We start from the raw sequence: 26573 nt of genomic DNA on the forward strand, positions 1-26573 counted from the left end.
TTTGCCGAATGCGGCTGTCGGCATTCTCACTTATTTTCCAGGTACAGGCCACAAACGCCCGGCCAAGTCAAAGAAGACAGGCGGGCGCCTTTGAGCTTTTCCAACACAGTTAGTGGAGAGATCACCTTGGTAGAGTACGTAGTTTCCCTCGAAAAGCTCGGCGTCCATGATGTGGAGCATGTGGGGGGCAAGAACGCATCCCTGGGCGAGATGATCAGCAACCTTGCGGGTGCTGGTGTATCGGTGCCGGGCGGCTTTGCCACTACGGCGCAGGCGTACCGCGATTTTCTCGAACAGAGTGGTCTCAACGAGCGTATCCATGCCGCGCTCGATGCGCTGGATGTCGATGACATCAATGCCCTGACCAAAACCGGCGCGCAGATTCGCCAGTGGGTCATGGAAGCCGAATTCCCGGCGCGTCTGGATTCGGAAATCCGTACGGCCTTCGCTGAAATGGCCGCAGGCAACGACAACATGGCCGTAGCCGTGCGCTCGTCTGCCACCGCCGAAGACTTGCCGGACGCCTCGTTCGCCGGCCAGCAGGAAACCTTCCTCAACATCCGTGGCGTCGACAACGTGATCCGCGCGGCCAAGGAAGTGTTCGCCTCGCTGTTCAACGACCGCGCCATCGCCTACCGCGTGCACCAGGGCTTCGACCACAAGCTGGTGGCCCTGTCTGCCGGTGTGCAGCGCATGGTCCGTTCGGAAACCGGCACCGCCGGTGTGATGTTTACCCTCGACACCGAGTCGGGTTTCCGCGACGTGGTGTTCATCACCGGCGCCTATGGCCTGGGTGAAACCGTGGTGCAGGGTGCGGTCAACCCAGACGAATTCTACGTACACAAGAACACCTTGCAGGCTGGCCGCCCGGCGATCCTGCGCCGCAACCTGGGCAGCAAGGCGATCAAGATGGTCTACGGCGACGAAGCCAAGGCCGGTCGTTCGGTCAAGACCGTCGAGGTCGACCGTGCCGAGCGCGCCCGCTTCTGCCTGAGCGATGCCGAAGTCAACGAGCTGGCCAAACAGGCCATGATCATCGAGCAGCACTACCAGCGCCCGATGGACATCGAGTGGGCCAAGGACGGTGACGACGGCAAGCTGTACATCGTTCAGGCCCGCCCTGAAACGGTGAAAAGCCGCTCCAGCGCCAATGTCATGGAACGCTACCTGCTGAAAGAAAAGGGCACCGTACTGGTCGAAGGCCGTGCGATCGGCCAGCGCATCGGCGCCGGCAAGGTCCGCGTGATCAACGATGTGTCCGAGATGGACAAGGTGCAGCCCGGTGACGTACTGGTCTCCGACATGACCGACCCGGACTGGGAGCCGGTCATGAAGCGCGCCAGCGCCATTGTCACCAACCGCGGCGGGCGTACCTGCCACGCGGCGATCATTGCCCGTGAGCTGGGTATCCCTGCAGTCGTCGGTTGCGGTAACGCCACTCAGTTGCTCAAGGACGGCCAGGGCGTGACAGTGTCCTGCGCCGAGGGCGACACCGGCTTCATCTTCGAAGGTGAGCTGGGCTTCGACATCAAGCAGAACTCGGTCGACGCCATGCCGGACCTGCCGTTCAAGATCATGATGAACGTCGGCAACCCGGACCGTGCCTTTGACTTCGCCCAACTGCCCAACGCCGGTGTCGGCCTGGCGCGCCTGGAGTTCATCATCAACCGCATGATCGGCGTGCACCCCAAGGCGCTGCTCAACTACGCCGGCCTGCCGGCAGAGTTGAAGGACAGCGTCGACAAGCGCATCGCCGGCTACGACGACCCGGTCGGCTTCTATGTCGAGAAGCTGGTCGAAGGCATCAGCACCCTGGCGGCAGCCTTCTACCCGAAAAAGGTCATCGTGCGCCTGTCGGACTTCAAGTCCAACGAGTACGCCAACCTGATCGGCGGCAAGCTGTACGAGCCGGAAGAAGAAAACCCGATGCTGGGCTTCCGCGGTGCTTCGCGTTACATCAGCGAATCGTTCCGTGACTGCTTCGAGCTCGAGTGCCGTGCCCTGAAGCGCGTGCGCAACGAGATGGGCCTGACCAACGTCGAGATCATGGTGCCGTTCGTGCGCACCCTGGGCGAAGCCAGCCAGGTCATCGACCTGTTGGCCGAAAACGGCCTGGCCCGTGGCGACAATGGCCTGCGCGTGATCATGATGTGCGAGTTGCCGTCCAACGCGATTCTGGCCGAAGAGTTCCTCGAGTACTTCGATGGCTTCTCGATCGGCTCCAACGACCTGACCCAGCTGACCCTGGGCCTGGACCGTGATTCGGGTATCATCGCGCACCTGTTCGACGAGCGTAACCCGGCCGTGAAGAAGCTGCTGGCCAACGCCATCCAGGCGTGCAACAAGGCCGGCAAGTACATCGGCATCTGCGGCCAGGGCCCATCGGACCACCCGGACCTGGCCAAATGGCTGATGGAGCAGGGCATCGAAAGCGTGTCGCTGAACCCGGACTCGGTGCTCGAGACCTGGTTCTTCCTGGCCGAGGGCCAGGGCGCAGCCTGATACAGTGGATTGCGGGGGCGCGTCTGGCGCGCCCCCGCCTGGTTTGATCCAGGGCGAGTTCCAGTAATGGTCCCCGCCCTTTTTTGTGCACCAAGCAACCTTATGCAAAGCAGCAGCACTTTATTTCCCGTGGCCTTGCTCAGCGCTGAGCGGCGAGGCGACTTGAGCGAAGACGTGTACCGGATCAAGGCCGGCAACAGCCCTGACCCGAGCGTCGAGCTGGCCGTGACCCGCCTTGGCCTGGCCGATCAGGGGCAGGCTCAAGGCGTACCGGTCATTCTTTTGCACGGCAGTTTTTCCAATCGGCGCTTCTGGTATTCGCCCAAAGGGGTCGGCCTGGGCGCGTTTCTGGCCCGCGCGGGTTTCGATGTGTGGATCCCGGAGATGCGCGGCCATGGCCTGTCGCCGCGCAATCGCCAGTGGCAGCACAACCGTGTCGCCGACTATGCCCGCGATGACTTGCCGTTGATTGGCGCTTTCGTGCTGGAACAAACCGGCCAGGCGCCGCACTGGCTTGGCCATTCCCTGGGCGGGACAACCTTGGCCGCTGCACTGGGTGGCGGCTACCTGCCAACCGAGCAGGTGGCCAGCGCCGCGTTCTTCGGTACCCAGGTCAGCCGCGTGTACTGGCCGTTGAAAGTGCCGCCGGTGGTGTGGGGGGCGAAGCTGCTGCTCAAGCGCTGGCGGCAGATTCCCGGGCAGCGGCTTAAGCGTGGCCCCGAGGACGAACCGATCGGCTTGGCACTTGAAAGCATGCGCTGGCATGGCCTGTTCGGGCGCTTTGGCGACAAGGACAACGACTGGTGGGCGGGCCTTGCGCAAGTGGATGTGCCGGTGCTGGCCGTGGCCGGTGCGGGCGATTACCAGGACCCGGTCTGGGCTTGCCGCAAGCTGTTCGACCAGTTGGGCGGGGAGCGCAAGCAGTTTCTGCGCTTGGGCCGCGAGGAAGGCTTCGATGCGTTCGGGCATGTCGACATGCTGGTCAGCAAGGCCGCGCAGGCGCAGGTCTGGCCGTTGGTGGAACGCTGGTTGAGGAACCCGTCTATGCCGGTGCATGCGTCGACTGTTGTGGCGCAGGCTGTGCCAGCCAGCTGATTCCATGCTGCCTGCGCTGGCCCCTTCGCGGGGCAAGCCCGCTCCCACAGGTACCCCACTGTTCTTAAGGCAGTGAAATACCTGTGGGAGCGGGCTTGCCCCGCGAAGAGGCCAGTGCCGAAGGAATGCAACTGACTGCTCGGTCCCGGATGACGTCAACAGCTTCCTCGGTGTAGCCTTGGCCCATACCCGCTTTCGTTGTGACTGACAGGAGCTTCCCATGCAGCATTACGTAACGCCCGACCTGTGTGACACCTACCCTGACCTAGTCCAGGTGCTCGAACCTATGTTCAGCAACTTCGGCGGCCGCGATTCGTTCGGTGGCCAGATCGTCACCCTCAAGTGCTTCGAAGACAACTCGCTGGTCAAGGAGCAGGTCGAGCTCGACGGCAAGGGCAAGGTTCTGGTGGTTGACGGTGGCGGTTCGCTGCGCTGTGCGCTGCTGGGCGACATGCTGGCCGAGAAAGCGGCCAAGAACGGCTGGGAAGGCCTGGTGATCTACGGCTGCGTGCGTGACGTGGACATCTTGATCCAGACCGACGTCGGCGTGCAGGCCTTGGCCAGCCACCCGAAAAAAAGCAACAAGCGTGGCGTCGGCGAGCTCGACGTGCCGGTGACTTTCGCCGGGGTGACCTTCCGCTCGGGCGAATATGTGTATGCCGACAACAATGGCGTGCTGGTTTCGCCAAGCCCGCTGAAAATGCCGGAGTGATGCGCCGCACGCGCTGATGGAGCTTTGATGTTCGAGGAAGACAACGCGCAGTGGGGGCTGGTGCATGCCCTGGTGCTCGATGGCAAAGGCGGCGCGCGCTCGATTGCCCGTACCGAACTGGACGACCTGCAACTGCACCCCCAGGAAAGCCTCTGGTTGCACTGGGACCGCAGCCATCCACAAACCCGCACCTGGCTGCTGCGCGACAGCGGCCTGAGCGAGTTCGCCTGCGAACTGCTGCTGGAAGAAAACACCCGGCCGCGCTTGCTGCCGCTGGTGGACGAACAGTTGTTGCTGTTCTTGCGCGGGGTCAACCTCAACCCGGGCGCCGAACCTGAAGACATGGTCTCGGTGCGCATCTTCGCCGAGGCGCAACGGGTCATCTCGCTGCGCTTGCGGCCGCTTCGGGCCAGTGACGAGATGCTCCAGTTGCTCGGCGAGGGCAGGGGGCCGAAGTCAGCTTCGGCGTTATTGCTGCTGATGGGTGAGCTGCTGACCGAGAAGGTCCAGGGCCTGGTCAGCGACCTGTCCGAGCTGGTCGACCTCGAGGAAGAAAAGGTCGAATCCGACGAGCGGTACACTCCCGAGCAGGGTAGCCTGCAGCAGATCCGCCGCCGTGCGGCCGGCTTGCGACGTTTTCTGGCGCCGCAGCGGGAAATCTACGCACAGCTGTCACGCAGCAAGTGGAGCTGGTTCGCTGATGCCGATGCCGACTACTGGAACGAGTTGAACAACAGCCTGATCCGTTACCTCGAAGAGCTGGAGCTGACCCGCGAGCGGGCCGCATTGGTGCTTGAAAGCGAGGACCGGCGGCGCAGCGAGCGCATGAACCGCACCATGTACCGCTTCGGCATCATCACCTGCATCTTCCTGCCCATGAGCTTCATCACCGGCTTGCTGGGCATCAATGTCGGCGGCATTCCGGGGGCGGAAAACCCCTACGGCTTCTTGTTTGCCTGCATCATCGTGCTGGGGCTGGCGGTAGGGCAGTGGTGGCTGTTCCGTCGGCTGCGGTGGGTCTAGATGTTGAATTCCTTGCCCGCGAAGCAGGCGGCAGCGGTTCATTTTGCACCACACGCCCCCAGGCGATGTGTGACCCATGCCCCGGCGCTCTCGTCTCTGACAGATACTGCGCGAGGTGCCCATGCACGATCCGTTTGAAGAATCCCTGCGCGACCTGCTCAAGGCGTCGCCGTCCGGCCAGGACCGAGACGACGCCGCCTGCCTGGGTCGTGTGCTGAAAACCGCCAACCGCCAGGTCGGTGCGGGTGATCTGTTCAGCCTGCTTGGCCGTTGGAGCCAGGCGCTGCTGATCGCCGTCAACAATGGCTCGGCGCATGTAGCGCCGGTGCGCAGAAACTCTACCCGCAACGCTGCCACCGGCAGCAAAGCAGATAAGGCCGATTGAATATGGAACTGGATCTCTGGACCCAAAGCCTGGTCACCGCCATGACTGCCCTTTGGACCAAGGTGGCGAACTTCATCCCTAACCTGTTCGGCGCCCTGGTCGTGGTGCTGCTCGGTTTCGTAGTGGCCAAGCTGCTCGATACGCTGCTGTCCAAGCTGCTGGCCAAGCTCGGCCTGGACCGCCTGATGGCAGGTACCGGGCTGACCAAGATGCTGAGCCGCGGTGGCATCCAGGTGCCGATTTCGACCCTCATCGGCAAGATCGTCTACTGGTTCGTACTGCTGATCTTCCTCGTCTCGGCCGCGGAATCGCTGGGCCTTGAGCGGGTTTCGGCGACCCTCGACATGCTCGCCCTGTACCTGCCGAAAGTATTCGGCGCGGCGCTGGTGCTGCTGGCCGGTGTGCTGCTGGCGCAGGTGGCCAATGGCCTGGTGCGCGGCGCTGCCGAAGGCATTGGCCTTGAGTACTCCGCAGGCCTTGGGCGTATCACCCAAGGCCTGGTGATCATCATCAGCATCTCGGTGGCCATCAGCCAGCTCGAGGTCAAGACCGACCTGCTCAACCACGTGATCGTCATCGGGCTGATTACCGTTGGTCTGGCCGTTGCCTTGGCCATGGGCCTCGGCAGCCGCGAAATCGCCGGGCAGATATTGGCCGGTATTTACGTGCGTGAGCTGTATCAAGTCGGCCAGCAGGTGCGGATTGGAGAGGTCGAAGGGCATATCGAGGAAATCGGCACGGTCAAGACGACGCTGTTGACCGATGATGGCGAACTGGTGTCGCTGTCGAACCGTGTGCTGCTTGAGCAGCGCGTCAATAGCCGCTAACCGCACAAAAGCTGTTAATGTATGCCGCCGCGAAATCGACCCCCGGGGTCGCGCGGCGACATTGACCTGACTGTCGGCCAGATTCGTTTTGAATAAAGTTCATTCGCCGCCCATGCGTTATGACCCCCGCGAGCTCACCGACGAAGAGTTGGTGGCGCGTTCGCATGAGGAGCTGTACCACGTTACCCGCGCCTATGAGGAGCTCATGCGGCGCTACCAGCGGACCCTGTTCAACGTCTGTGCGCGTTATTTGGGGAACGACCGGGATGCCGACGATGTCTGTCAGGAGGTGATGCTCAAAGTGCTGTACGGGCTGAAGAACTTCGAGGGCAAATCGAAGTTCAAGACCTGGCTCTACAGCATCACCTACAACGAGTGCATTACCCAGTACCGCAAGGAGCGCCGCAAACGTCGGCTGATGGATGCCTTGAGCCTGGACCCTGTTGAAGAGGCGTCCGAGGACAAGGCTCCGAAACCCGAAGAAAAGGGCGGGCTGGACAAGTGGCTGGTGCATGTGAACCCGATCGACCGGGAAATCCTGGTGCTGCGATTTGTCGCAGAGCTGGAATTTCAGGAGATCGCCGACATCATGCACATGGGCCTGAGCGCGACGAAAATGCGTTACAAGCGCGCGCTAGACAAGCTTCGGGAGAAATTTCACGGGCTCGATGAAACTTAAGCGTGTGCAAATATCTCTAACGAATCGGCGAGTTCTGCTAGACTTGCCGTCGAGTTGTCCCCCTTGTTGTTGGTGGGACTGCTTAACTATCACCAGATGGGGATTTAACGGATGAAATTGAAAAACACCTTGGGCTTGGCCATTGGTTCGCTTGTAGCCGCCACTTCGATTGGCGCTATGGCACAAGGTCAAGGCGCCGTCGAAACTGAAATCTTTTACAAAAAAGAATTCTTCGACAGCCAGCGCGACTTCAAGAACGACGGCAACCTGTTCGGCGGCTCGATCGGTTACTTCCTGACCGACGACGTTGAACTGCGTCTGGGCTACGACGAAGTTCACAACGCTCGTGGCGAAGACGGCAAGAACATCAAGGGCTCGAACACCGCCCTGGACGCCGTTTACCACTTCAACAACCCGTACGACGCCATCCGTCCGTACGTTTCCGCTGGTTTCTCGCACCAGTCGCTGGGCCAGACCGGCCGTGGCGGTCGTGACCACTCCACCTTCGCCAACGTTGGCGCTGGCGCCAAGTGGTACATCACCGACATGTTCTACGCCCGTGCCGGCGTTGAAGCTCAGTACAACATCGACCAGGGCGACACCGAGTGGGCCCCGAGCGTTGGCGTTGGTCTGAACTTCGGCGGTAGCCCGAAGCAAGCTGAAGTTGCTCCGGCCCCAGTTGCCGAAGTCTGCTCTGACAGCGACAACGATGGCGTCTGCGACAACGTCGACAAGTGCCCAGACACCCCGGCCAACGTCACCGTTGACGCCGACGGCTGCCCGGCTGTTGCCGAAGTCGTTCGCGTTGAGCTGGACGTCAAGTTCGACTTCGACAAGTCGGTCGTCAAGCCTAACAGCTACGGCGACATCAAGAACCTGGCTGACTTCATGAAGCAGTACCCATCGACCACCACCACCGTGGAAGGTCACACTGACTCCGTGGGTCCAGACGCTTACAACCAGAAGCTGTCCGAGCGTCGTGCCAACGCTGTCAAGCAAGTACTGACCAATCAGTACGGCGTAGAATCCAACCGTGTTGAATCGGTTGGCTACGGCGAGACCCGTCCGGTTGCCGACAACGCCACCGAAGATGGTCGCGCTGTTAACCGTCGCGTTGAAGCGCAAGTAGAAGCCCAGGCCAAGTAATTGGTTTGATGCTTCATGAAAAACCCGGCCTCGGCCGGGTTTTTCTTTGTCTGTGATTTAGGGGGTGACACTGAGATTCTGGGGCTGCTACGCAACCCTTTCGCAACGCAAGGCTGCGCTTACAGCGCCGGTGACGACCTCGCCGATCACCAGAATTGCCGGGCTGCTTAGCCCGAACGCCCGCGCATCCTCAACCATCCCCTGTACATCACTACGGCAGTCGCGCTGCTGCGCCAATGACGCATTCTCGATCATCGCCACCGGCATATGCGCAGCCATCCCGCCGGCCAGCAGGCCTTGGCGAATCTGCTCCAGCCGCGCAACGCCCATGTACACCACCAGCGTCGTACCGCCCTGGGCCAGCGCCGCCCAGTTCAGCTCGCTGTCATCCTGGGTGTGTGCCGTTACCAGCGTCACGCCGCGGCTCACCCCGCGCGAAGTCAGCGATATACCGCATTGCGTCGCGCCTGCCAGGCCCGCCGTGATGCCGTTGACCAGCTCCACTTCGATGCCATGCCCTTGCAGCCAGGCAGCCTCTTCGCCGCCACGGCCGAAGATGCACGGATCGCCCCCTTTGAGCCTGACCACGCAGCGCCCCTGGCGCGCATGGCGCAACATCAGGCGCTGGATAAAGGCTTGAGGCGTGGACCGGCAGCCGCCGCGCTTGCCCACGGCCATCACCCGTGCCTGGGGGCAATGCTCCAGCACTGCGGGGTTGACCAGGTCGTCGATCATCACTACCTGGGCTTGCTGCAATGCGCGCACGGCCTTGAGGGTAAGCAGTTCGGGATCACCAGGGCCGGCGCCGACCAGCCAGACTTTCGCATTCATCGTTGTTTCCTCTTCGGCAAGGTGTACTCAGCCCTTGAGCAGGACGAGCAGCACTATCAGGTTGCACAGCAGGGACAGCAGGGCCAGGGTGCGCCAAACTTTCAGCGGTTCGCGCTCCAGCAAGGGGCGGGGGCGGTGGGCCAGCTCCTGGCGGTCGCCGCGTTCGAGTAGCAACAACCAGTGCTCGGCGGTTTCAAAGCGTTGCGCCGGGTCGGCCGCTACCGCTTGCAGCAGGTTGTGCTGCAACCATTCCGGCAGGTCGGGGCGATAGCGCGAAGCGTTGACCGGCTGGCTGAAGCGTGGCCGCTGGAACGGCTCCACTTCGCCATAGGGGTAGTGCCCCGTCAGCAGCTGGTAAAGCGTCACGCCGACGGCATAAAGGTCTTGCCGCGGGCTGGGTGGTTGGCCGTCGAAGGCTTCCGGGGCGATATAGGATGGCGTGCCAGGCAGCTCGTGCTGCGGGTCTTCAGACAAGCCGGGGCAATACGCCAGGCCGAAGTCCAGCAACCGCAACTGTCCATCGGCGCCCAGGTGCAGGTTGTCTGGCTTGATGTCGCGGTGCAGCAAGTTGCGCCGATGCAGCACGCCGACCGCTTGCAGCAGTTGACGGGCGATCTCCAGCCACTGCGCCAAGGGCAGCGGCCCGTGCTCGGCGAGCAGTGCCGAAAGGCTCTGGCCGGGGTGTTCGCGCATCACGTAATACAGGTGCTGGCGCTGGCTGGCGACGTGGAGTTCGGGGAAGTGTCGCCCTGCGACCCGGCGCAGAAACCACTCTTCCATCAACAACCCTTGGGCGGCCCCTGGCTCCTGTTCGCGCGCGCTGGGCAGGGTCTTGAGCAGCCAGGGCTGGCCGTGGCCGTCACGTACCCGGTACAGCAGCGATTGACGGCTGTGCGAGAGCAGGGTGTCGACCTGCCAACCATCGAGCGCCTGGCCTTCACGCAGGGGGCCGGGTACAGGCCACTGTTGCAACTGCGCCAGGGTATCGCCCAGGCTGGCCGTACCCAGCTGTTGCACCTGCACCAGCAGGGCGCTGGCGTTGTCCTGGCTGCCATTGAGGTGAGCGCTGGCGACCAGCGTGTCAGCGGCCAACTGCAGGTCGGGTTGCTCGCGCAATACCGCCTGGATGTGCTGGTCCCCCAGGCTGGCCCAGACGCCGTCGCTCACCAACACATAGCACTCGCCCGCCTGCAGTTCACCTTCCAGGTAATCGACCAGCAGTTGTTGGTCCAGGCCCAGCGCGCGCTTGAGCACATGCTGCATGCCCGGTTGGTCCCAGACGTGGTCTTCGCTCAGGCACCGCAGGTGCCCTTGGTGCCAGCGGTAGACCCGGCAGTCGCCCACATGCGCCAAGGTAAAACGCCGCCCGCGTAGCACCAGGGCGCTGAGCGTGGTCAGCAGCGGTTGGCCGCTACCCTGGGCACGCAGCCAACGGTTCTGCGCCAGCAGCAGGCGGTCCAGCGCCTGCGCCACGCTCCAGGTGGCGGGGGTGGCGTAGTAGTCCAGGGCCAGGGCCTGCAAGCTGGCGCGTGCTGCCAGGCCGCCATCGGCGCATTGGCTGACACCGTCGGCGAGGGCGAACAGGTAGCCTTTGCTGGCGGCCAGTTCCGGCGCCGGCGTGACCAGGCGCAGGGCATCCTGGTTTTCCGCGCGCGGCCCGGTGGCACTGGCGTGGGCAAAGCTCAGTTGCAGGCTCATCGGCGTGCCTCAGACCCGCGCCGCAGTCACGGCGGCCGAGCCCCAGGTGGTGCGCCAGCGCTGTTTGACGCCATGCAGGCCGAACCAGGCCAGCAGGCCGAGGCTGGCGAACAGCCACAGCCCCAACTGGTAGTCACCGGTGTGCTGCTTGATGGTGCCAAGCCCCGCAGCCAGCAGGAAGCCGCCAATACCACCGGCCATGCCGATCAGCCCGGTCATCACGCCGATCTCCTGGCGAAAGCGTTGCGGCACCAGCTGGAATACCGCGCCATTGCCGGCGCCCAGGCCGAGCATGGCGCTGACGAACAGCGCCAGGGCAGCGGTTGCGCTGGGCAGGTTGAAGCCGACTGCGGCGATGCAGATGGCGGCCACGCTGTACATGCCCAGCAAGGTGCGGATGCCACCGAAGCGATCGGCCAGGGCGCCGCCGAGTGGGCGCATCAGGCTGCCGGCAAAGACGCAGGCAGCCGTGTAGTAGCCGGCGGTGACCGGGCTCAGGCCATATTGGTCACTGAAGTAGCCGGGCAGGGCGCTAGCCAGGCCGATGAAGCCGCCGAAGGTGACGCTGTAGAAGAACATGAACCACCAGCTGTCGCGGTCACCGAGGGCCTTGAGGTAGTCGGCCATGGCCTTGCGCTTGGGCCGCTCAGGTGCGTTGCGCGCCAGCAGGGCAAATACCACCAGGGTCAGCGACAGCGGGATCAGGGCGAAGCCGAACACGTTGTTCCAGCCAAAGCCTGCGGCCAGGGCGGGCGCCAGCAACGCCGCGAACACCGTGCCCGAGTTGCCGGCACCGGCGATCCCCATGGCCTTGCCCTGGTGCTGAGGCGGGTACCACTGCGAGGCCAGCGGCAGCGAAACGGCGAACGAGGCCCCGGCAAAACCCAGGAAGACGCCCAGCAGCAGGGCTTGCTCGTAGCTGTGCACGCCCAGGTACCAGGCGCCGGCCAGGGCAATGATGACCACGACCTGGCCGATCAGGCCGGCGGTCTTGGGCGACAGGCGATCGACCAGCAGGCCCATGGCGAAGCGCAATATCGCACCGGCCAGAATGGGTGTGGCCACCATCAGGCCACGTTGCTGTGCACTCAGCTGCAAGTCGGCGGCAATTTGCACCGCCAGCGGGCCGAGCAGGTACCAGACCATGAAGCTCAGGTCGAAATACAGGAACGCAGCGAACAGCGTGGGCACATGCCCGGATTTCCAGAAGCTGGTACTCATTGAACACCTCACTCGGCAAAACAACGGAACGAAAAAGACGCCGCTACCCGGCCCACGGCTGTGGAGGGGTGAGCGACGTCTTTGTCGGGATCAAGTGGGGCAACCGCCGTTGGCTACCGGTGTGGTTTCTTCAGCAAGAGCTGGGCCAACTCGCTCCTTCGGGGTTCAGCCCAACATTTCGTGCATGGCGATGATCTGCTCGGCCACCTGGATCAGCTTTTGTTGCCGGCTCATGGCCTGGCGGCGCATCAGGGTGTAGGCCTGCTCTTCGTTGCAGTCCTTCATCTTCATCAGCAAGCCTTTGGCCTGTTCGATGCGCTTGCGCTCGGCCAACTGCAGGTCGCGCGCCACCAACTGCGCCTTGAGCGCCTGGTCGCTCTCGAAGCGGGCCATGGCCACATCCAGGATTGGCTGCAGCCGCGCAGCGTGGATGCCCTCGACGATGTAGGCGCTGACCCCCGCCTGGATAGCCTGGCGCATCACGCCCGGGTCATGCTCGTCGGTGAACAGCACGATGGGCCTTGGGCGGTCGCGGCTGACCAGCACCACTTGTTCCATCACGTCGCGATCCGGTGAGTCGGTATCGATCAACACGACGTCCGGGTGCACCGTTTCGACACAGGCGGGCAGGTCGATGGTCAGGCCCGGGGCTTCGATGACGTCGAAACCGGCCTCGCTCAGGGCCGCCTTGAGCCTGCCCAGCTTGTTTTGAGTGTCGTCGATCAGCAGGATACGCAGCATGTTCATCCCCCTCACAGGCCAGCGCAGGCTTCGGGTGTGTCGCCCAGGGCATGCAAGCGGAAGCTGCGGGCATAGCCGTAGGGGTCGCTGCCGTCCCAACGTGTACCGTCGATCAGCAGGCTGCTGCGCATCGGCAGGCCGTGGCAAGGGATGCCGAGGGTGTCTGCGGCTTCGCGATAGAGCCCCAGTTGCTGGACCTGGCTGGCCACGCCGAGGTAGTCGGGGTCGTCGCGCAGCAGGCCCCAGCGGCGGAACTGGGTCATGAACCACATGCCGTCGGACAGGTACGGCAGGTTGGCTTGGCCCTGGTCGAACAGGCGCAGGGCGTGGGGGTCTTGCCACTGGTTGCCCAACCCGTCCTGGTAGTCGCCAAGCAGGCGTGGCTCGATGTTGCCCACCGGGGTGTCCAGGTAGGCATTGGCGCTGAGTAGCTGTGCGGTGCTGCGGCGGTTCTCAGGGCTTTGCTCGATGAAGCGGCTGGCCGCGAGGATTGCCTTGATCAAGGCGCGGGCACTGTTGGGGTACTGCTCGGCGAAGGTGCGGGCGCACGCGAGGACCTTCTCCGGGTGGTCCGGCCAGATCGACTGGCTGGTTGCCAAGGTAAAACCCTGGCCCTTGCCGACGGCATCGGCTGACCAGGGCTCGCCGACACAGAAACCGTCGATGCGGCCTGCCTGGATATGCGCGGCCATCTGTGCCGGCGGTACCACCACGCTGTCGACATCGCGCAGCGGGTGGATGCCTTGGCTCGCCAGCCAGTAGTACAGCCACATGGCGTGGGTGCCCGTGGGGAAGGTCTGGGCAAAGGTCAGGCGTGCGCCATGCTGGTGCACCAGGCTCGCCAATGCCTCAGGGCTGGTCACACCCTTGCGTTGCAGGGCAGGGGAAAGGTTGATGGCCTGGGCATTCTGGTTCAGCCCCATGAGCACGGCCATGTCACTGGCCGGCACACCACCGATGCCCAGGTGCACGGCATAGGCCAGGCCGTACAGGCAGTGCGCGGCATCCAGTTCGCCGCTGACCAGTTTGTCGCGCAGCCCCGCCCAGGAACCCTGGCGCTTGAGGTTGAGGGCCAGGCCGTGCTGCTGGGCAAAACCCTGGGTGGCGGCGACCACCACCGAGGCGCAATCGGTCAGGGCCATGAAGCCAATGTTCAGGCTGGGTTTTTCCGGCGCGTCGCTGCCGTTGACCCAGGCCAGGGGCGTTGCTCGGGGTGCTGTGTTCACAAGGTTCCTCGCCCGTACTGAAAAGGCAGTGCGGTGTGCGAAGCAACGCATGTGCCAAGCGGCCGAGGATTTACTGTCATGCCAGCCGTGCGCTGGCTATAATCGCCCCCTCATTCACCCCGAGCCTTGCCCGCCCATGTATACCCTGGCCCGCCAGCTGCTGTTCAAGCTTTCCCCGGAAACCTCCCACGACCTGTCCCTGGACCTGATCGGTGCCGGTGGCCGTCTTGGCCTCAATGGCATGCTGTGCAAGCAGCCGGCGGCTTTGCCGGTGTCGGTCATGGGCTTGAACTTCGCCAACCCGGTGGGCCTTGCCGCTGGCCTGGACAAGAACGGCGCGGCCATCGATGGCTTTGCTCAGCTGGGCTTCGGCTTCGTCGAGATCGGTACCGTCACACCGCGCCCGCAGCCGGGCAATCCGAAGCCGCGGATTTTCCGCCTGCCGGAAGCCACGGCGATCATCAACCGCATGGGTTTCAACAACCTGGGCGTCGATCACCTGCTCAAGCGCGTGCGAGCTTCGCGTTACAAAGGCGTGCTGGGCATCAACATCGGCAAGAACTTCGACACCCCGGTCGAGCGTGCGGTCGATGACTACCTGATCTGCCTGGACAAGGTCTATGCCGACGCCACCTACATCACCGTCAACGTCAGTTCGCCGAACACGCCGGGGCTGCGCAGCCTGCAGTTTGGCGACTCGCTGAAGCAGTTGCTCGATGCCTTGGCCGAGCGCCGCGAGCAGTTGGCGGTTACGCAGGGCAAGCGCGTGCCGTTGGCGATCAAGATCGCCCCGGACATGAGTGATGAAGAAACCGCACTGGTGGCTGCTGCGTTGATGGAATCGGGCATGGACGCGGTGATCGCCACCAACACCACGCTGAGCCGTGAAGGCGTCGAAAGCTTGCCTTATGGGGGCGAAGCCGGTGGTTTGTCGGGTGCTCCGGTACTGGCGAAGAGTACTCACACGGTGAAGGTGCTGGCAGGTGAGCTGGGCGGCAAGCTGCCGATCATTGCTGCGGGTGGCATCACCGAGGGGCGTCACGCCGCCGAGAAAATCGCCGCCGGGGCCAGCCTGGTGCAGATCTACTCGGGCTTCATCTATAAAGGCCCTGCGCTGATCCGCGAGGCAGTGGATGCTATCGCCGCGATGCCACGACAACCTTCAGGTTTTTAACCGGCCATAAAAAGGGCCCCATCAAGGGGCCCCTGGGCCTTCGCCCGCCGCCCGGATGGGGCGTGCATGGTAAATCGAATTCAGTGTCCTCGATCAGCCAACGGCGTGATTTTCGTTGAGTCTATGGATGCCAGCGGTGCCAGTCATGCCGTCCCAGTTATCACCGCGACCTTCACGCCAGCCGTTGATCCAGGCTTGGCGAACAGAAGGAAGATTGAACGGGCAAAGTTCGCGGGATTTGCCGGTGACCCCGTATTGATAGCCACGTGAATATGCTCTTTCCAACGGATCACGCTTAAGTCTTCTCATAGGGTGTTGCCCTCACTTGTTGACTGTAATGTCCCGTCGGCCTCTCCGAGGCCGGGCAGAGTCTTTCTGCCGGTTTGCGCTCGCTGCCGGCGTGGCGAGCTGAAGGTGCCGCCTCGTTGCGAAGCGGCCTAAGACCAGTTCTAACGAATGCGAGTCACGGTGTGAATGATCGATTTGTCATAAGCACGTAACCTTTCCAAGGGTGAAGTGATAAGTAAATAAATGCGACTCAACCTTATTTGCCGTTGAGCCCGCTATGATCGGGGTTTGCCGATCATTGACGTCATTTCGCCAGCGTTGCTGGGCCATGACAGAATTATTTTGAAATGCGACGAAGGGTCACATCGGTCCCTGAATCGCTCGAATTTTTCAAACTGCCTGATGATCTAAGCTGTCTTTGCCCCTGGCGAAGTGCTGATCGGTCAGGCGGCCCGGTCGTTCTGCTGCGCAGTTGTGCAGGGGAGGGCCACTCGGATGCCTGCTGGAAGGGTGTTCGGGCAAACATCGCGGGGCGATGCGTCGCCTCGTCAGTCAAATAGCCAAAGGCTCTGGAATCCTCATGTCGGACCGTTTCGAACTCTATCTCACCTGCCCCAAAGGCCTGGAAGGCCTGCTCGCCGAAGAGGCCAAGGGCCTCGGCCTCGATGAGGTGCGCGAGCACACCTCGGCCATTCGCGGCGCCGCCGACATGGAAACCGCCTACCGCCTGTGCGTCTGGTCGCGCCTGGCCAACCGGGTGTTGCTGGTGCTCAAGCGCTTCAACATGAAGAACGCCGACGACCTCTACGATGGCGTCAACGCGGTTGACTGGGCTGACCACCTGGCCGCCGACGGTACGCTTGCGGTGGAATTCAGCGGCCATGGCTCGGGCATCGACAACACCCATTTCGGTGCGCTCAAGGTCAAGGACGCCATCGTCGACAAGCTGCGCAACCGTGAAGGCCTGCGCCCGTCGGTGGAAAAGATCGACCCCGATGTGCGTGTGCACCTGCGCCTGGACCGCGGCGAGGCGATTCTCTCGCTCGACCTGTCCGGCCACAGCCTGCACCAGCGCGGATACCGCTTGCAGCAAGGCGCCGCGCCGCTCAAGGAAAACCTGGCGGCGGCTGTGCTGATCCGCGCCGGTTGGCCGCGCATCGCTGCCGAAGGCGGCGCCCTGGCTGACCCGATGTGCGGTGTGGGTACCTTCCTGGTCGAAGCCGCAATGATTGCCGCCGATATGGCACCTAACCTCAAGCGCGAGCGTTGGGGCTTCAGCGCCTGGCTTGGCCATGTGCCGGCACTGTGGCGCAAGGTCCATGACGAGGCGCAAGCGCGCGCGCAGGCCGGCCTGGCCAAGCCACCGCTGTGGATCCGTGGCTACGAGGCCGACCCGCGGCTGATCCAGCCTGGGCGCAACAACGTCGAACGTGCCGGCCTGAGCGACTGGGTAAAGATCTACCAGGGCGAGGTCAGCACCTTCGAGCCGCGGCCAGACCAGAACCAGAAAGGCCTGGTCATCAGCAACCCGCCTTACGGCGAGCGCCTGGGCGACGAAGCCAGCCTGTTGTATCTCTATCAGAACCTGGGCGAACGTTTGCGCCAGGCCTGCATGGGCTGGGAAGCGGCGGTGTTCACCGGGGCGCCGGAGCTGGGCAAGCGCATGGGCATCCGTAGCCACAAGCAATACGCATTCTGGAACGGTGCGCTGCCGTGCAAGCTGCTGTTGTTCAAGGTGCAGCCTGACCAGTTCGTCACCGGCGAGCGTCGCGACCCTCAGGCTGAAAACGGCGAGGCCCGGCGCCAGGAGCCACAGGCAAGCGAGCCTGCGCGCCTGTCGGAAGGTGCGCAGATGTTCGCCAATCGTCTGCAAAAAAACCTCAAGCAATTGGGCAAGTGGGCCCGTCGCGAGCAGGTCGACTGCTACCGCCTGTACGATGCCGACATGCCCGAGTACGCCCTGGCAGTAGACCTCTACCACGACTGGGTGCACGTGCAGGAATACGCGGCACCCCGCACGATCGACCCAGAGAAGGCCCAGGCGCGTCTGCTCGATGCCCTGGCCGCGATTCCGCAGGCACTGGGTATCTCGCCCCAGCGTGTGGTGCTCAAGCGCCGCGAGCGCCAGAGCGGCACCCGCCAGTACGAGCGCCAGGCCACCGAAGGGCGCTTCCAGGAAGTCAACGAAGGCGGCGTCAAGCTGCTGGTCAACCTCACCGACTACTTGGATACCGGCCTGTTCCTCGACCATCGCCCGATGCGCATGCGCATCCAGCGCGAGGCTGCCGGCAAGCGCTTCCTCAACCTGTTCTGCTACACCGCCACGGCAACCGTGCATGCGGCCAAGGGCGGCGCGCGCAGCACCACCAGCGTCGACTTGTCGAAAACCTACCTGGACTGGGCGCGGCGCAACCTGTCGCTCAATGGTTTCTCCGAGCGCAACCGCCTGGAGCAGGGCGATGTGATGGCCTGGCTGGAAGCCAACCGCGACACCTATGACCTGATCTTCATCGACCCGCCGACCTTCTCCAACTCCAAGCGCATGGAAGGTGTGTTCGACGTACAGCGTGACCATGTGCAACTGCTGGACCTGGCGATGGCGCGGCTGGAGCCAGGTGGCGTGCTGTACTTCTCCAACAACTTCCGCAAGTTCCAGCTTGATGAGCACCTGATGGCGCGTTACGCGGTAGAGGAGATCACCGCCCAGACGCTGGACCCGGACTTCGCCCGCAACAACCGTATCCACCGCGCGTGGCGCCTGCAATTGCGCTGAAGCGACGAGGTGCATTGCGCCGCTAATGGCCAATAGCTATAACTGACGGCAGGGCAAGATAATCCGCAGGACGCTGACGTGACGAGATGGGTTTATGTCCAAGTTTGGCGTACGTGCGAGGTTTCTTGGCCTGTGCAGCGAAGGGGTGTCCGCCTGGGCCGTGGCGCTGGTGGCCTTGGTGGCTGGCGGCCTGCTGTCGGCCACCCTGGCGCTTGCTGCGCACACCTTTTACAAGCAGCAACTGCGCCAGCGCTTCGAGTTGCTGGCCAGCGAGCGCTACAGCCGCATCGCCGAGCGTTTTGATGATCAGCAGCAGCGCCTGGACGGGCTGCGGCGGTTTTTCAGCTTCTCCAATGAAATCACCCCCCGCGAATTCGATGGTTACGCACGGCCCTTGCTGCAGCGCACTTTGGCTTACGCCTGGGCGCCGCGCGTAGAGGCGGCGCAGCGTGCCGATTTCGAACAGCGCACCTCGGCCTGGCTGGGCCAGGGTTATGTGATCCGCGATCAGGATGCGCAGGGCAACTGGCAGCCGGCGCCACTGCGTGACCACTACTTTCCGGTGCTCTACACCCAGTCAGCTGATCAGCCGGCACTCCCTTACGGGCTCGACCTTGCTGGCCAGGGCGCGCGCCAGGCAACCCTGGCGCGTGCGCTGGAGCCTGGCAGCATGGCGGTGTCCGAGCCCCTGCAGATCATGGATGCCGAGGCTGGGCGGCCGGCAGCACAGGCAGGTGGCCTGCTGATGGTGGCGCCGGTGTTCTCCGACGCAGCGCCGCATGGCGCGGCGGCGGGGTATGTGATGGCGTTGCTCAACCTGCGCGAGCTCATCAGCGATGGGTTGCCGGCCCTGGCTGATGACAATCTGGTCGTGCGCATCGAAGACCCTTCCGGGCTGCAAGGGCCTGAAGTGGTGTTCGACTCCCAGAACGAGGCAGCACCCCTGGCGTTGGCGAGCAGCCAGTTGCTGCACCTGGCTGACCACCCATTCCAGCTGCTTGTGCGGCCGAGTGTGGCGTTTCTGAAGGCCAACCGTTCATCGGCTGCGCTGACGGTCGGGCTATTGGGCGGGCTGTTGAGCTTACTGCTCAGTGCCTTGCTCTACAGCCTGTTCAGCCAGCGCCAGCGCGCCTTGACCCTGGTCGAGCAGCGCACTGCAGAGCTTCGAGTCAGCGAGCAATCCCTGCGCGGCACTCACAACCAGTTGCGCAGCGTGCTGGATGCCGCGACCCAGGTGGCGATCATCGCTACCAACCTCAAGGGGGTGGTCAGCACCTTCAATGCCGGAGCCGAGCGCATGCTCGGCTATTCGGCCAGCGAGGCGATCGGCCAACTGCGCCTGGAGGACCTGGTGCTGCCTGAAGAACTCAGCCAGCGCGCCCATGCCTTGAGCCAGCGCTACGGGCGGTGTATTGCCGGTGGCCAGGCGATGTTTGCCGAAACGGTGCAGGAGAGCGGTGCCGAGCCTGGCGAGTGGACCTTGCTGCGCGCCGATAACAGCCATCTGCTGGCCAACATGCTGGTCACGGCCATGCTCGATGAACAAGGCCTATGGGTCGGCTACCTGGCGATCTGCATCGATGTCACGGAACGACGCCGGGTGCATGAGGCGCTGGCGGCGCGTGACCGGCTGCTGGAAAAACTCAGTGCCGAGGTACCCGGCGGCATCTATCAGTACCGCCTGGATGCCGATGGCAGCTCGTGCTTCCCGTATGCCAGCAAAGGCCTGTACGACATCTACGAGGTCGACCTGCAGCAGCTGCACGAGGACGCCACGCTGGTGTTCGAGCGTATCCACCCCGATGACCTGGACCGCGTACGCCGGTCGGTGCGCTACTCGGCCGACCACCTCACGCCGTGGCGCGAGGAGTACCGGGTCTGCCTGCCGCGTGCGGGCTTGCGCTGGGTGCGCGGCGAAGCGACACCAGAGGTCGGCGATGCGGGGTGTACCCTTTGGCATGGCTACCTGACCGACATCTCCGACCTCAAGGGGGTGGAGGAGGAGTTGCGTGCGCTGTCGGTGACCGACGCGCTGACCGGTATTCATAACCGGCGCTATTTCCAGGAGCGGCTCAAGGTCGAGCTGGATCGCGCTCAGCGTGATGGCTTGGCGTTGGCGGTGATCATGCTCGATATCGATCACTTCAAGCGCATCAACGACCAGTTCGGCCACGCGGTGGGTGACCTGGTGCTGCGCAGCCTGTGCCAGCGCATCGCCTTGCGCTTGCGACGAACCGACGTGTTCTGCCGGCTGGGCGGGGAGGAGTTCATGGTGCTGTGCCCGGGTAGCGATGCCGAGCAGGCGCGGCTACTGGCGATAGAGCTGTGGCAGGGTGTGCGCAACGTACCGATCGAAGGGGTAGGCGAGGTGACCGCGAGCTTCGGTGTGGCGGGTTGGCGGCCAGGCGAGGGCGCCGATGCCTTGCTGTGGCGCGCGGATGCCGGGGTGTATGCCGCCAAGCAAGCGGGGCGGGACCGGGTGGAAGGGGAATTGACCTGAGCCCTGCACGGGCTAGGTGGCCGGCAGACGCGGGGGGCCGTTCCTGCGGCCCCCACCGGTGTTTAGGCCGAGACTTGGTCAGTTGGCCGCAGTACTGGTGCCCAGTTTCGGCTGGCGATAGAGGTCCAGCAGCACCTGGTCAAGCACCTGCGATGCGCCCCACGGCTTCGGGTCATTGAGAATGGCCGCGACCGCCCAGGTATGCCCGTTGCTGTCGCGGCTGAAGCCCGCGATGGCCCGCACGGTATTCAGGGTGCCGGTCTTGATGTGCCCCTCACCGGTCATGGCCGTGCGTTTCAGGCGCTTGCGCATGGTACCGTCCATGCCCACCAGCGGCATGGAGCTGATGAACTCGGCCGAGTAGGGGCTCTTCCAGGCAGCCTGCAGCAGCGCGGCCATCTCGCGGGTACTGACGCGTTCGGCGCGCGACAGGCCGGAGCCGTTCTCCATCACCAGGTGAGGTGCAGTAATGCCTTTTTTCGCCAACCACTGGCGAACGACGCGTTGCGCCGCACGGGCATCATCGCCATCGGCATCGGTACGGAACTGTGCACCCAGGCTGAGGAACAGCTGCTGGGCCATGGTGTTGTTGCTGTACTTGTTGATGTCGCGGATCACTTCCACCAGGTCGGGCGAGAAGGCCCGTGCCAGCAGGCGTGCGCTCTTGGGCACGTTCTCGATGCGATCGCGGCCCTGGATGCTGCCACCGAGCTCGTTCCAGATCGCCCGCACGGCGCCGGCGGCGTAGGTCGGGTGATCGAGCAGCGACAGGTAGGTCTGCGAGTTGCAGCCATCGCCGAGTTGGCCGCTGACCACCACGCTGACGCCATCGGCCTGGGGCACAGGGTTGTAGCGCACGTCACCCTTGCACTGCTTGGACGCCACGGGCTTGACCTGGTTATCGATGCGGATGTTGGCAATCGGCGGTTCGACGGCGATGGTCACCTTGCCACCATCGTTGCGGGCGACAAAGCGCAGTGCCTTGAGGTTGACCAGCAACGAGTCAGGCTTGACCAGGAACGGCTTGTTGACGTCGCCGCCATCATCGTTGAACTGCGGCAGGTTGGGCTGCACGAAGTGGCTGCGGTCCAGTACCAGGTCACCGCTGATGGTGCGCACGCCGTTGGCCCGTAGGTCACGCATCAGCAGCCACAGTTTTTCCATGTTCAGCTTCGGGTCGCCGCCACCTTTGAGGTACAGGTTGCCGTTGAGCACACCGTTGCTCAAGGTGCCGTCGGTGTAGAATTCGGTCTTCCACTGGAATGTAGGGCCGAGCAGTTCAAGCGCTGCGTAGGTGGTGACCAGCTTCATGGTCGAGGCCGGGTTCACCGAGACATCGGCGTTGAACACGGTCGCGGCGCCTGGCCCATCCAGCGGCAGCATCACCAAAGACAGCGCAGTGTCTTGCAGCTTGTTGGCTTTAAGCGCCTGCTGCACCTTGGGTGGCAGGCTGGTATTGACGGCGGCGGCCTGGCTGGGCAGGGCGAAGGGCAGGAGCAGGCCGGCGAGAACGAGGGGACGGAGCGTTTTGATCATATTCAGTAAATACCCTGCGGCGAGGGAGAAGGACATTGGGGCTGTAAGAGATGATGGCCCCAGGACGAAATAGAACGCGCATTATGCCCCAAGCTTAGCCACGATGGGCCACGTTCGACACAAAAGCGACGCCAACAAAAAAGGCCACCCCGAAGGGTGGCCTTTTCAGCGTGCAAGCCGCTGGGTAGCGCAGGTATCACTCGGCCGGGTTGATCGCGTTGCCCGGATACCATGCGTCGAGCAGCGGGCTGACTTCGATCTTGGTCAGTTCGCTGCGGCCCTTGAGCCAGGCTTCGACGGCAGCACGCTGCTCTTCGGTGACCGAACCGCGTTTGGCCGAGCACACCAGACCGAAATCGTCACCGCCTACGTAGTCGAGGCCGTTGGCGTCCATGGCTTCTTCCAGGAAGGCATCGAGGAATGCGTCGATCGCCTGATCATCCAAGTCTTCCTTGAAGTCCAGGTTCAGCTCGAAGCCCAATTCCTGAAACTCGTCGACACACAGCTTTTTGCGCAGGCGGCGGGAGCGGTTAGTGGCCATGAAACAATCCTCTTAGGTAATATCGCCGCGCAGTCTACCAGCTTCGGCGTGTGGCTGCCTTGCTCATTCAAGCCCGCCGGTAGCCTTGATGTCAGCGGCCAACGCCTTCTCCACCCGGCGCATGTGCCGGGCCAGTGCCTGGCGCCGTAGGCGCAGTTGCGGTGTCGGCAACGTGGTGTTCTGCAGCGCTTCGCACGCCGCCATCAGCTCGGGCGCCTCCAGCATGCGGGCGGCGCTGAGGATCTTGTGCGCCTGGTCGGCAACGGCGTCGGCGTCTTGTGCGGGCAGGCTCATCAGAATCACCAGGTCCGTTTGCAGGCTCTCGTGCAGGGCGGCCAGAAAGCGCTGGCGGTCGTTCGGGGCTTGGCCGACGATCGTGCCCAGGCCCTCCAGGTCGAACAGTTTGCGCCGCCATGGCTGTCGGCCCCGTGGGCTGATGCCGGCCAGGCGCTGGCTCAGGGTGGTCAGGCTGATGGGTTTGAGCAGGCAGTCATCCATGCCGGCATCCAGGCACTTGCGCATGACCTCGGGCTGGGCGTTGGCGGTATAGCCGAGGATGGTGCAGCGCGATCGCCCGTATTGCCGTTCTTCGGCACGTACGGTACTGGCCAGCTGGTAGCCGTTCATGTGCGGCATGTTGCAGTCGAGCACCAACACATCGAAGGCGCCTGCGCGCCACAGGCCCAAGCCTTCACGGCCATCCCTGGCGCAGGTGTGGCCCAGGCCCAGGTAACCCAGCTGCTGCGCCATCAACTGCAGGTTGGCGGGATGGTCGTCGATCACCAGCACGTTCAGGCGTGGATCGGGTACGTCGACAGGTTCGATCACCGGCCTCTCGACAGCGTCGGCGCTGACAACTTGCAACGGCATTTTCAAGCGAACCTGGGTGCCGACATCTTCGAGGCTCTTGATGGTCAGCGTGCCTCCCATCATTTCGCACAGGCTCCGGCAGATCGCGAGGCCAAGGCCAGTGCCTGCGCGGGCACCCTGGCTGTGCGGGTTGGCCTGGATGAATGGGTTGAACAGGCGTTGCAAGTCATCGGCGTGAATGCCGATGCCGCTGTCACGTACTTCCAGCTCTAGAGTCGGGTAAGAGGAGGCTTCTGCTTCCTGCAGGCAAACGCAGATGCGTACCTGGCCATGCTCGGTGAACTTGATGGCGTTGCTGACCAGGTTGGACAGCACCTGCTTGAAGCGCAGCGGGTCGAGCAATGCATGGCAGCGGGCCGCCGGTTCGATCATCACCTCCAGGGCCAGGCCCTTCTGCCGCGCCTGGCCATCGAAGATACGGCCCACCGACTCGACCAGTGCGGCCAGGTCGACCGGCTCCGGAGTGAGTGACAGATGCCCGGATTCGATGCGCACGATATCGAGGATATCGCCGATCAGCCCCAGCAGGTCCTTGGCCGAATGGTGGGCCAGTTCCAGGGCTGAACGGTCCACCCGACCCTGGTCGGCACGTTTGACGGCAAGTTCGAGCATGCCGATGACGGCGTTCATCGGCGTTCGGATTTCATGGCTGATGGTGGCCAGGAACGTGCTTTTGGCGCGGTTGGCATCTTCGGCTTGCTGCTTGGCCTGGCGCAGTTCCTGAACCAGCTGGCGCCGTTCGCTGATATCGATCCAGCCGCCGATGATGCCTTGTACTTCGCCCAGTGAGTCGCGGTATGGCAGGATCCAGTGGTAGATGGTCATTTCGCGGCCTTTGACCCGCAGCGGCCGATCGATGATCAGTGGGGTCCCGGCGGCCATGACCTTCAGGTAATCGGCCTGGATCTGGTGAGTATGTTCGCAGTCAGCGAACAGGCTTTGCTCCAGGCGCTTGCCCATGACCTCTTCGCTGCAGGCCTGAACGGCTTCCAGGTAGCTGTCGTTGCAACTTTGCAGGCAACCTTCGCGATCACGCACGTACATGGGGTGCGGTGTGCCGTTGAGCAGCGCACGCATGAATGCCAGCTGGTCGTTCAACGCCCGCTCGGCGCTTTGACGCTGCTTGATCTGCAGGCGCAGGCGGGCATTCCAGATCAGTGCCAGCAGCAGCAACAGCCCGGTACCCAGCAGCACTTGCCAGGCGAGCCGGCGAAAGCTCTGCCAGGTGCTGTCGTCATGCAGGCCGTAACCACGCCAGCGGTTGTTTATCACCCCCAGCTCTTCCGGCGGAATGCTCAACAACGCTTTGTCGAGGATCGATACCAGCGTCTGTGAATGGCTGGCGGCTGCCATGGCGTAGCTGGCCGGCTCGCTGCCGACGGTGGCGCGTATGACCAGGTCGGGGTGGGTGGCCACCGCATGGTTGGCGTCTATCAAGGTGGTGATCACGGCATCTACAGCACCGCTTTTGAGCAGCGCCGTGGAATAGAAGGAGCTCTCGGTCTCGATCCAGCCAATGTGCGGATAGCGCGTGGAAAGGTCATCCATCGCGCTGTAGCGGGTAATCGCGATGCGTCGGTCCTTCAGTTGTTCCAGAGAGGTGTATTGCCCATTGCTCGCTCGGCTGACCAATACATAGACACTTTCAAGGTAAGGGCGGCTGATTTGCAGGGTCTGCTCGGCCTCACCGTCGGTAGTGAGCGCCGCAATCACATCCACCCGGCCGTCCTTGAGGCGGGCGATCATGTCGGCAATGCCGCTGGCGCGCTGCACCTCGAAACGCAGGCCGGTGCGCAGGCGGATGAGCTCCAGCAGGTCGGCGGTGATGCCCCTGAAATATCCCGAACCATCGAAGAAGGACAAGGGCGCCGCAGTATCGTCGATGGCCACGCGCATGACCGGGTGGTGTTGCAACCAGAATTCCTCAGCCTCTGTCAGTTGCAGCTTGCGGTCGGTCAGGAGCAGGTCGCTGCCGGCACTCCAGCGCTTGAAGATACTGGCGCGCACGGCTGCAGGCTGATTGTCGAGAATGGCGTTGACCAGTTCCAGCAGCAACGCATCCGCCTTGCGCATGGCAAAGCTGAAGCCGATCGCTTCGTGCTTGCTGAAATTGGCGATGCGCAGGCCGGGCAGGTGGCCGCGATTGAGCTGGTAATGGGTGGAGATGGTGTCGCCGATGAACACGTCGGCCTGGCCAAATGCAACGGCATTCAAGGCCTGGGAAGACGAGCCGAAGGCCAGCACCTGGGCCTTGGGGTAGGCACTGCCTATCTCCTGCCTCGGCAGGTAGTGGTAGAGCATGCCCAGCCGCATGTTCTCCAGGCCCAGGTCCAAAGGGCGGCGTTCGTCCTCACGGGTGACCAGCACCGGCTGGTCAATGGCATAGGGGTGCGACAGTGCCAGACCGTCCGTTGTCGCTTCATAGCCGTTGGCACTGCCGAGCAGGTCGATATCGCCGCGTTTGAGTGCCTCTACCGCTGCCTGTCGGCTGTTGAAGCGCAGCACGCGTACAGGCAGCTGCAGGGCGAGGCTGATCAGGTTTGCATACTCGGCGGTGAGGCCTTGATAGTCGCGGCCGCCACTGGTGATGTCGAAGGGCGGATAGTCGGGCGCAGAGGTCCCCAGCACCAGTTCGTGTCGGCTTTCGAGCCATTGGCGTTGCGGGGCCGTAAGAGAAGGCTGTGCTGGCATTACCGATGAGCGTGCCAGCAGGGCATACGCGGTAACTCCGTGGTGGTTGGCGTGTATTGCGCCGCTGACCAGTGCCAGGGCGAGTAACAGCCGGGCGATATGGCGCGCCATGAA

20 protein-coding genes are annotated in these 26573 nt (G+C 63.4%); 11 read left to right on the forward strand and 9 right to left on the reverse strand.

Annotated features, from left to right (window positions below):
- The first annotated feature begins 126 nt into the window (after positions 1–126).
- From ppsA to CKW22_RS19940, 8 genes are all read left to right on the forward strand, one after another.
- Complete coding sequence (gene ppsA, locus CKW22_RS19905) at positions 127–2502, forward strand: phosphoenolpyruvate synthase (protein WP_033700491.1); 2376 nt, start codon at positions 127–129, stop codon at positions 2500–2502.
- A 102-nt stretch (positions 2503–2604) separates the two neighbouring features.
- A complete protein-coding gene (locus tag CKW22_RS19910) occupies positions 2605–3597 on the forward strand; it encodes an alpha/beta fold hydrolase (protein ID WP_371856435.1) in 993 nt (330 codons plus the stop codon).
- A gap of 220 nt (positions 3598–3817) precedes the next feature.
- Entirely contained in the window at positions 3818–4309 is a 492-nt protein-coding gene (gene rraA, locus CKW22_RS19915) for a ribonuclease E activity regulator RraA (protein WP_033700488.1), read from the forward strand.
- Between the two features lie 27 nt (positions 4310–4336).
- Positions 4337–5332: a zinc transporter ZntB gene (locus CKW22_RS19920; RefSeq protein WP_033700487.1), complete on the forward strand. Its 996-nt coding sequence runs from the start codon at positions 4337–4339 to the stop codon at positions 5330–5332.
- A gap of 121 nt (positions 5333–5453) precedes the next feature.
- Positions 5454–5717 (forward strand): hypothetical protein, encoded by a 264-nt coding sequence (locus CKW22_RS19925; protein ID WP_033700486.1) that lies wholly within the window; start codon positions 5454–5456, stop codon positions 5715–5717.
- Between the two features lie 2 nt (positions 5718–5719).
- Entirely contained in the window at positions 5720–6544 is an 825-nt protein-coding gene (locus CKW22_RS19930) for a mechanosensitive ion channel domain-containing protein (protein ID WP_033700485.1), read from the forward strand.
- Positions 6545–6656: 112 nt separating this feature from the next.
- Positions 6657–7223 carry an RNA polymerase sigma factor SigX gene (gene sigX / locus CKW22_RS19935; protein ID WP_033700483.1) on the forward strand — a complete coding sequence of 189 codons (567 nt, stop codon included), beginning with the start codon at positions 6657–6659 and terminating at the stop codon, positions 7221–7223.
- Positions 7224–7334: 111 nt separating this feature from the next.
- On the forward strand, positions 7335–8369 hold the full coding sequence (locus tag CKW22_RS19940) for an OmpA family protein (protein ID WP_033700482.1): 1035 nt from the start codon (positions 7335–7337) through the stop codon (positions 8367–8369).
- A gap of 87 nt (positions 8370–8456) precedes the next feature.
- Here the strand turns inward: CKW22_RS19940 and cobA are convergent, their stop codons facing one another.
- The 5 genes from cobA to CKW22_RS19965 form a co-directional block, all read right to left on the reverse strand.
- A complete protein-coding gene (gene cobA / locus CKW22_RS19945; protein WP_095064869.1) occupies positions 8457–9200 on the reverse strand; it encodes a uroporphyrinogen-III C-methyltransferase in 744 nt (247 codons plus the stop codon).
- Between the two features lie 27 nt (positions 9201–9227).
- Positions 9228–10898 carry a bifunctional protein-serine/threonine kinase/phosphatase gene (locus CKW22_RS19950; RefSeq protein WP_033700479.1) on the reverse strand — a complete coding sequence of 557 codons (1671 nt, stop codon included), beginning with the start codon at positions 10896–10898 and terminating at the stop codon, positions 9228–9230.
- A 9-nt stretch (positions 10899–10907) separates the two neighbouring features.
- Entirely contained in the window at positions 10908–12119 is a 1212-nt protein-coding gene (locus tag CKW22_RS19955) for a NarK/NasA family nitrate transporter (protein WP_047583276.1), read from the reverse strand.
- Positions 12120–12284: 165 nt separating this feature from the next.
- Positions 12285–12860 (reverse strand): ANTAR domain-containing response regulator, encoded by a 576-nt coding sequence (locus CKW22_RS19960; RefSeq protein WP_033701481.1) that lies wholly within the window; start codon positions 12858–12860, stop codon positions 12285–12287.
- An 11-nt stretch (positions 12861–12871) separates the two neighbouring features.
- On the reverse strand, positions 12872–14086 hold the full coding sequence (locus CKW22_RS19965; RefSeq protein WP_095064871.1) for a CmpA/NrtA family ABC transporter substrate-binding protein: 1215 nt from the start codon (positions 14084–14086) through the stop codon (positions 12872–12874).
- Between the two features lie 136 nt (positions 14087–14222).
- On the opposite strand from CKW22_RS19965, the gene CKW22_RS19970 reads away from it, so the two are divergent.
- Positions 14223–15260, forward strand: coding sequence for a quinone-dependent dihydroorotate dehydrogenase (locus tag CKW22_RS19970; protein ID WP_033700476.1), 1038 nt, complete (start codon positions 14223–14225; stop codon positions 15258–15260).
- 93 nt (positions 15261–15353) lie between these two features.
- Here the strand turns inward: CKW22_RS19970 and rmf are convergent, their stop codons facing one another.
- Positions 15354–15569: a ribosome modulation factor gene (gene rmf / locus CKW22_RS19975; protein WP_003248687.1), complete on the reverse strand. Its 216-nt coding sequence runs from the start codon at positions 15567–15569 to the stop codon at positions 15354–15356.
- A gap of 559 nt (positions 15570–16128) precedes the next feature.
- Between rmf and rlmKL the strand changes: the two genes are divergently transcribed.
- Both rlmKL and CKW22_RS19985 read left to right on the forward strand, forming a co-directional pair.
- Positions 16129–18321 (forward strand): bifunctional 23S rRNA (guanine(2069)-N(7))-methyltransferase RlmK/23S rRNA (guanine(2445)-N(2))-methyltransferase RlmL, encoded by a 2193-nt coding sequence (rlmKL, locus tag CKW22_RS19980; protein WP_095064873.1) that lies wholly within the window; start codon positions 16129–16131, stop codon positions 18319–18321.
- 94 nt (positions 18322–18415) lie between these two features.
- Entirely contained in the window at positions 18416–20821 is a 2406-nt protein-coding gene (locus CKW22_RS19985) for a diguanylate cyclase (RefSeq protein WP_095064874.1), read from the forward strand.
- Positions 20822–20899: 78 nt separating this feature from the next.
- On the opposite strand, the gene dacB is transcribed toward CKW22_RS19985, so the two are convergent.
- The 3 genes from dacB to CKW22_RS20000 all read right to left on the reverse strand — a co-directional run bounded on the left by dacB (position 20900) and on the right by CKW22_RS20000 (position 26570).
- Positions 20900–22357: a D-alanyl-D-alanine carboxypeptidase/D-alanyl-D-alanine-endopeptidase gene (gene dacB, locus CKW22_RS19990; RefSeq protein WP_033700473.1), complete on the reverse strand. Its 1458-nt coding sequence runs from the start codon at positions 22355–22357 to the stop codon at positions 20900–20902.
- A gap of 196 nt (positions 22358–22553) precedes the next feature.
- Positions 22554–22898 (reverse strand): YggL family protein, encoded by a 345-nt coding sequence (locus tag CKW22_RS19995; RefSeq protein ID WP_033700471.1) that lies wholly within the window; start codon positions 22896–22898, stop codon positions 22554–22556.
- 63 nt (positions 22899–22961) lie between these two features.
- Entirely contained in the window at positions 22962–26570 is a 3609-nt protein-coding gene (locus CKW22_RS20000) for a transporter substrate-binding domain-containing protein (protein ID WP_095064876.1), read from the reverse strand.
- Positions 26571–26573: the final 3 nt, after the last annotated feature.

Source organism: Pseudomonas sp. Irchel s3f19 (assembly GCF_900187555.1).
Taxonomy (GTDB): domain Bacteria; phylum Pseudomonadota; class Gammaproteobacteria; order Pseudomonadales; family Pseudomonadaceae; genus Aquipseudomonas; species Aquipseudomonas capeferrum.

What these genes read in the sequence shown, in the direction of transcription:
- CKW22_RS19910 (WP_371856435.1), top strand. Translation starts at nt 2,605, where the DNA reads ATGCAAAGCAGCAGCACTTTATTTCCCGTGGCCTTGCTCAGCGCTGAG.
- rraA (WP_033700488.1), top strand. Translation starts at nt 3,818, where the DNA reads ATGCAGCATTACGTAACGCCCGACCTGTGTGACACCTACCCTGACCTA.
- CKW22_RS19920 (WP_033700487.1), top strand. Translation starts at nt 4,337, where the DNA reads ATGTTCGAGGAAGACAACGCGCAGTGGGGGCTGGTGCATGCCCTGGTG.
- CKW22_RS19925 (WP_033700486.1), top strand. Translation starts at nt 5,454, where the DNA reads ATGCACGATCCGTTTGAAGAATCCCTGCGCGACCTGCTCAAGGCGTCG.
- CKW22_RS19930 (WP_033700485.1), top strand. Translation starts at nt 5,720, where the DNA reads ATGGAACTGGATCTCTGGACCCAAAGCCTGGTCACCGCCATGACTGCC.
- sigX (WP_033700483.1), top strand. Translation starts at nt 6,657, where the DNA reads ATGCGTTATGACCCCCGCGAGCTCACCGACGAAGAGTTGGTGGCGCGT.
- CKW22_RS19940 (WP_033700482.1), top strand. Translation starts at nt 7,335, where the DNA reads ATGAAATTGAAAAACACCTTGGGCTTGGCCATTGGTTCGCTTGTAGCC.
- cobA (WP_095064869.1), bottom strand. Translation starts at nt 9,200, where the DNA reads ATGAATGCGAAAGTCTGGCTGGTCGGCGCCGGCCCTGGTGATCCCGAA.
- CKW22_RS19950 (WP_033700479.1), bottom strand. Translation starts at nt 10,898, where the DNA reads ATGAGCCTGCAACTGAGCTTTGCCCACGCCAGTGCCACCGGGCCGCGC.
- CKW22_RS19955 (WP_047583276.1), bottom strand. Translation starts at nt 12,119, where the DNA reads ATGAGTACCAGCTTCTGGAAATCCGGGCATGTGCCCACGCTGTTCGCT.
- CKW22_RS19960 (WP_033701481.1), bottom strand. Translation starts at nt 12,860, where the DNA reads ATGCTGCGTATCCTGCTGATCGACGACACTCAAAACAAGCTGGGCAGG.
- CKW22_RS19970 (WP_033700476.1), top strand. Translation starts at nt 14,223, where the DNA reads ATGTATACCCTGGCCCGCCAGCTGCTGTTCAAGCTTTCCCCGGAAACC.
- rmf (WP_003248687.1), bottom strand. Translation starts at nt 15,569, where the DNA reads ATGAGAAGACTTAAGCGTGATCCGTTGGAAAGAGCATATTCACGTGGC.
- rlmKL (WP_095064873.1), top strand. Translation starts at nt 16,129, where the DNA reads ATGTCGGACCGTTTCGAACTCTATCTCACCTGCCCCAAAGGCCTGGAA.
- CKW22_RS19985 (WP_095064874.1), top strand. Translation starts at nt 18,416, where the DNA reads ATGTCCAAGTTTGGCGTACGTGCGAGGTTTCTTGGCCTGTGCAGCGAA.
- dacB (WP_033700473.1), bottom strand. Translation starts at nt 22,357, where the DNA reads ATGATCAAAACGCTCCGTCCCCTCGTTCTCGCCGGCCTGCTCCTGCCC.
- CKW22_RS19995 (WP_033700471.1), bottom strand. Translation starts at nt 22,898, where the DNA reads ATGGCCACTAACCGCTCCCGCCGCCTGCGCAAAAAGCTGTGTGTCGAC.
- CKW22_RS20000 (WP_095064876.1), bottom strand. Translation starts at nt 26,570, where the DNA reads ATGGCGCGCCATATCGCCCGGCTGTTACTCGCCCTGGCACTGGTCAGC.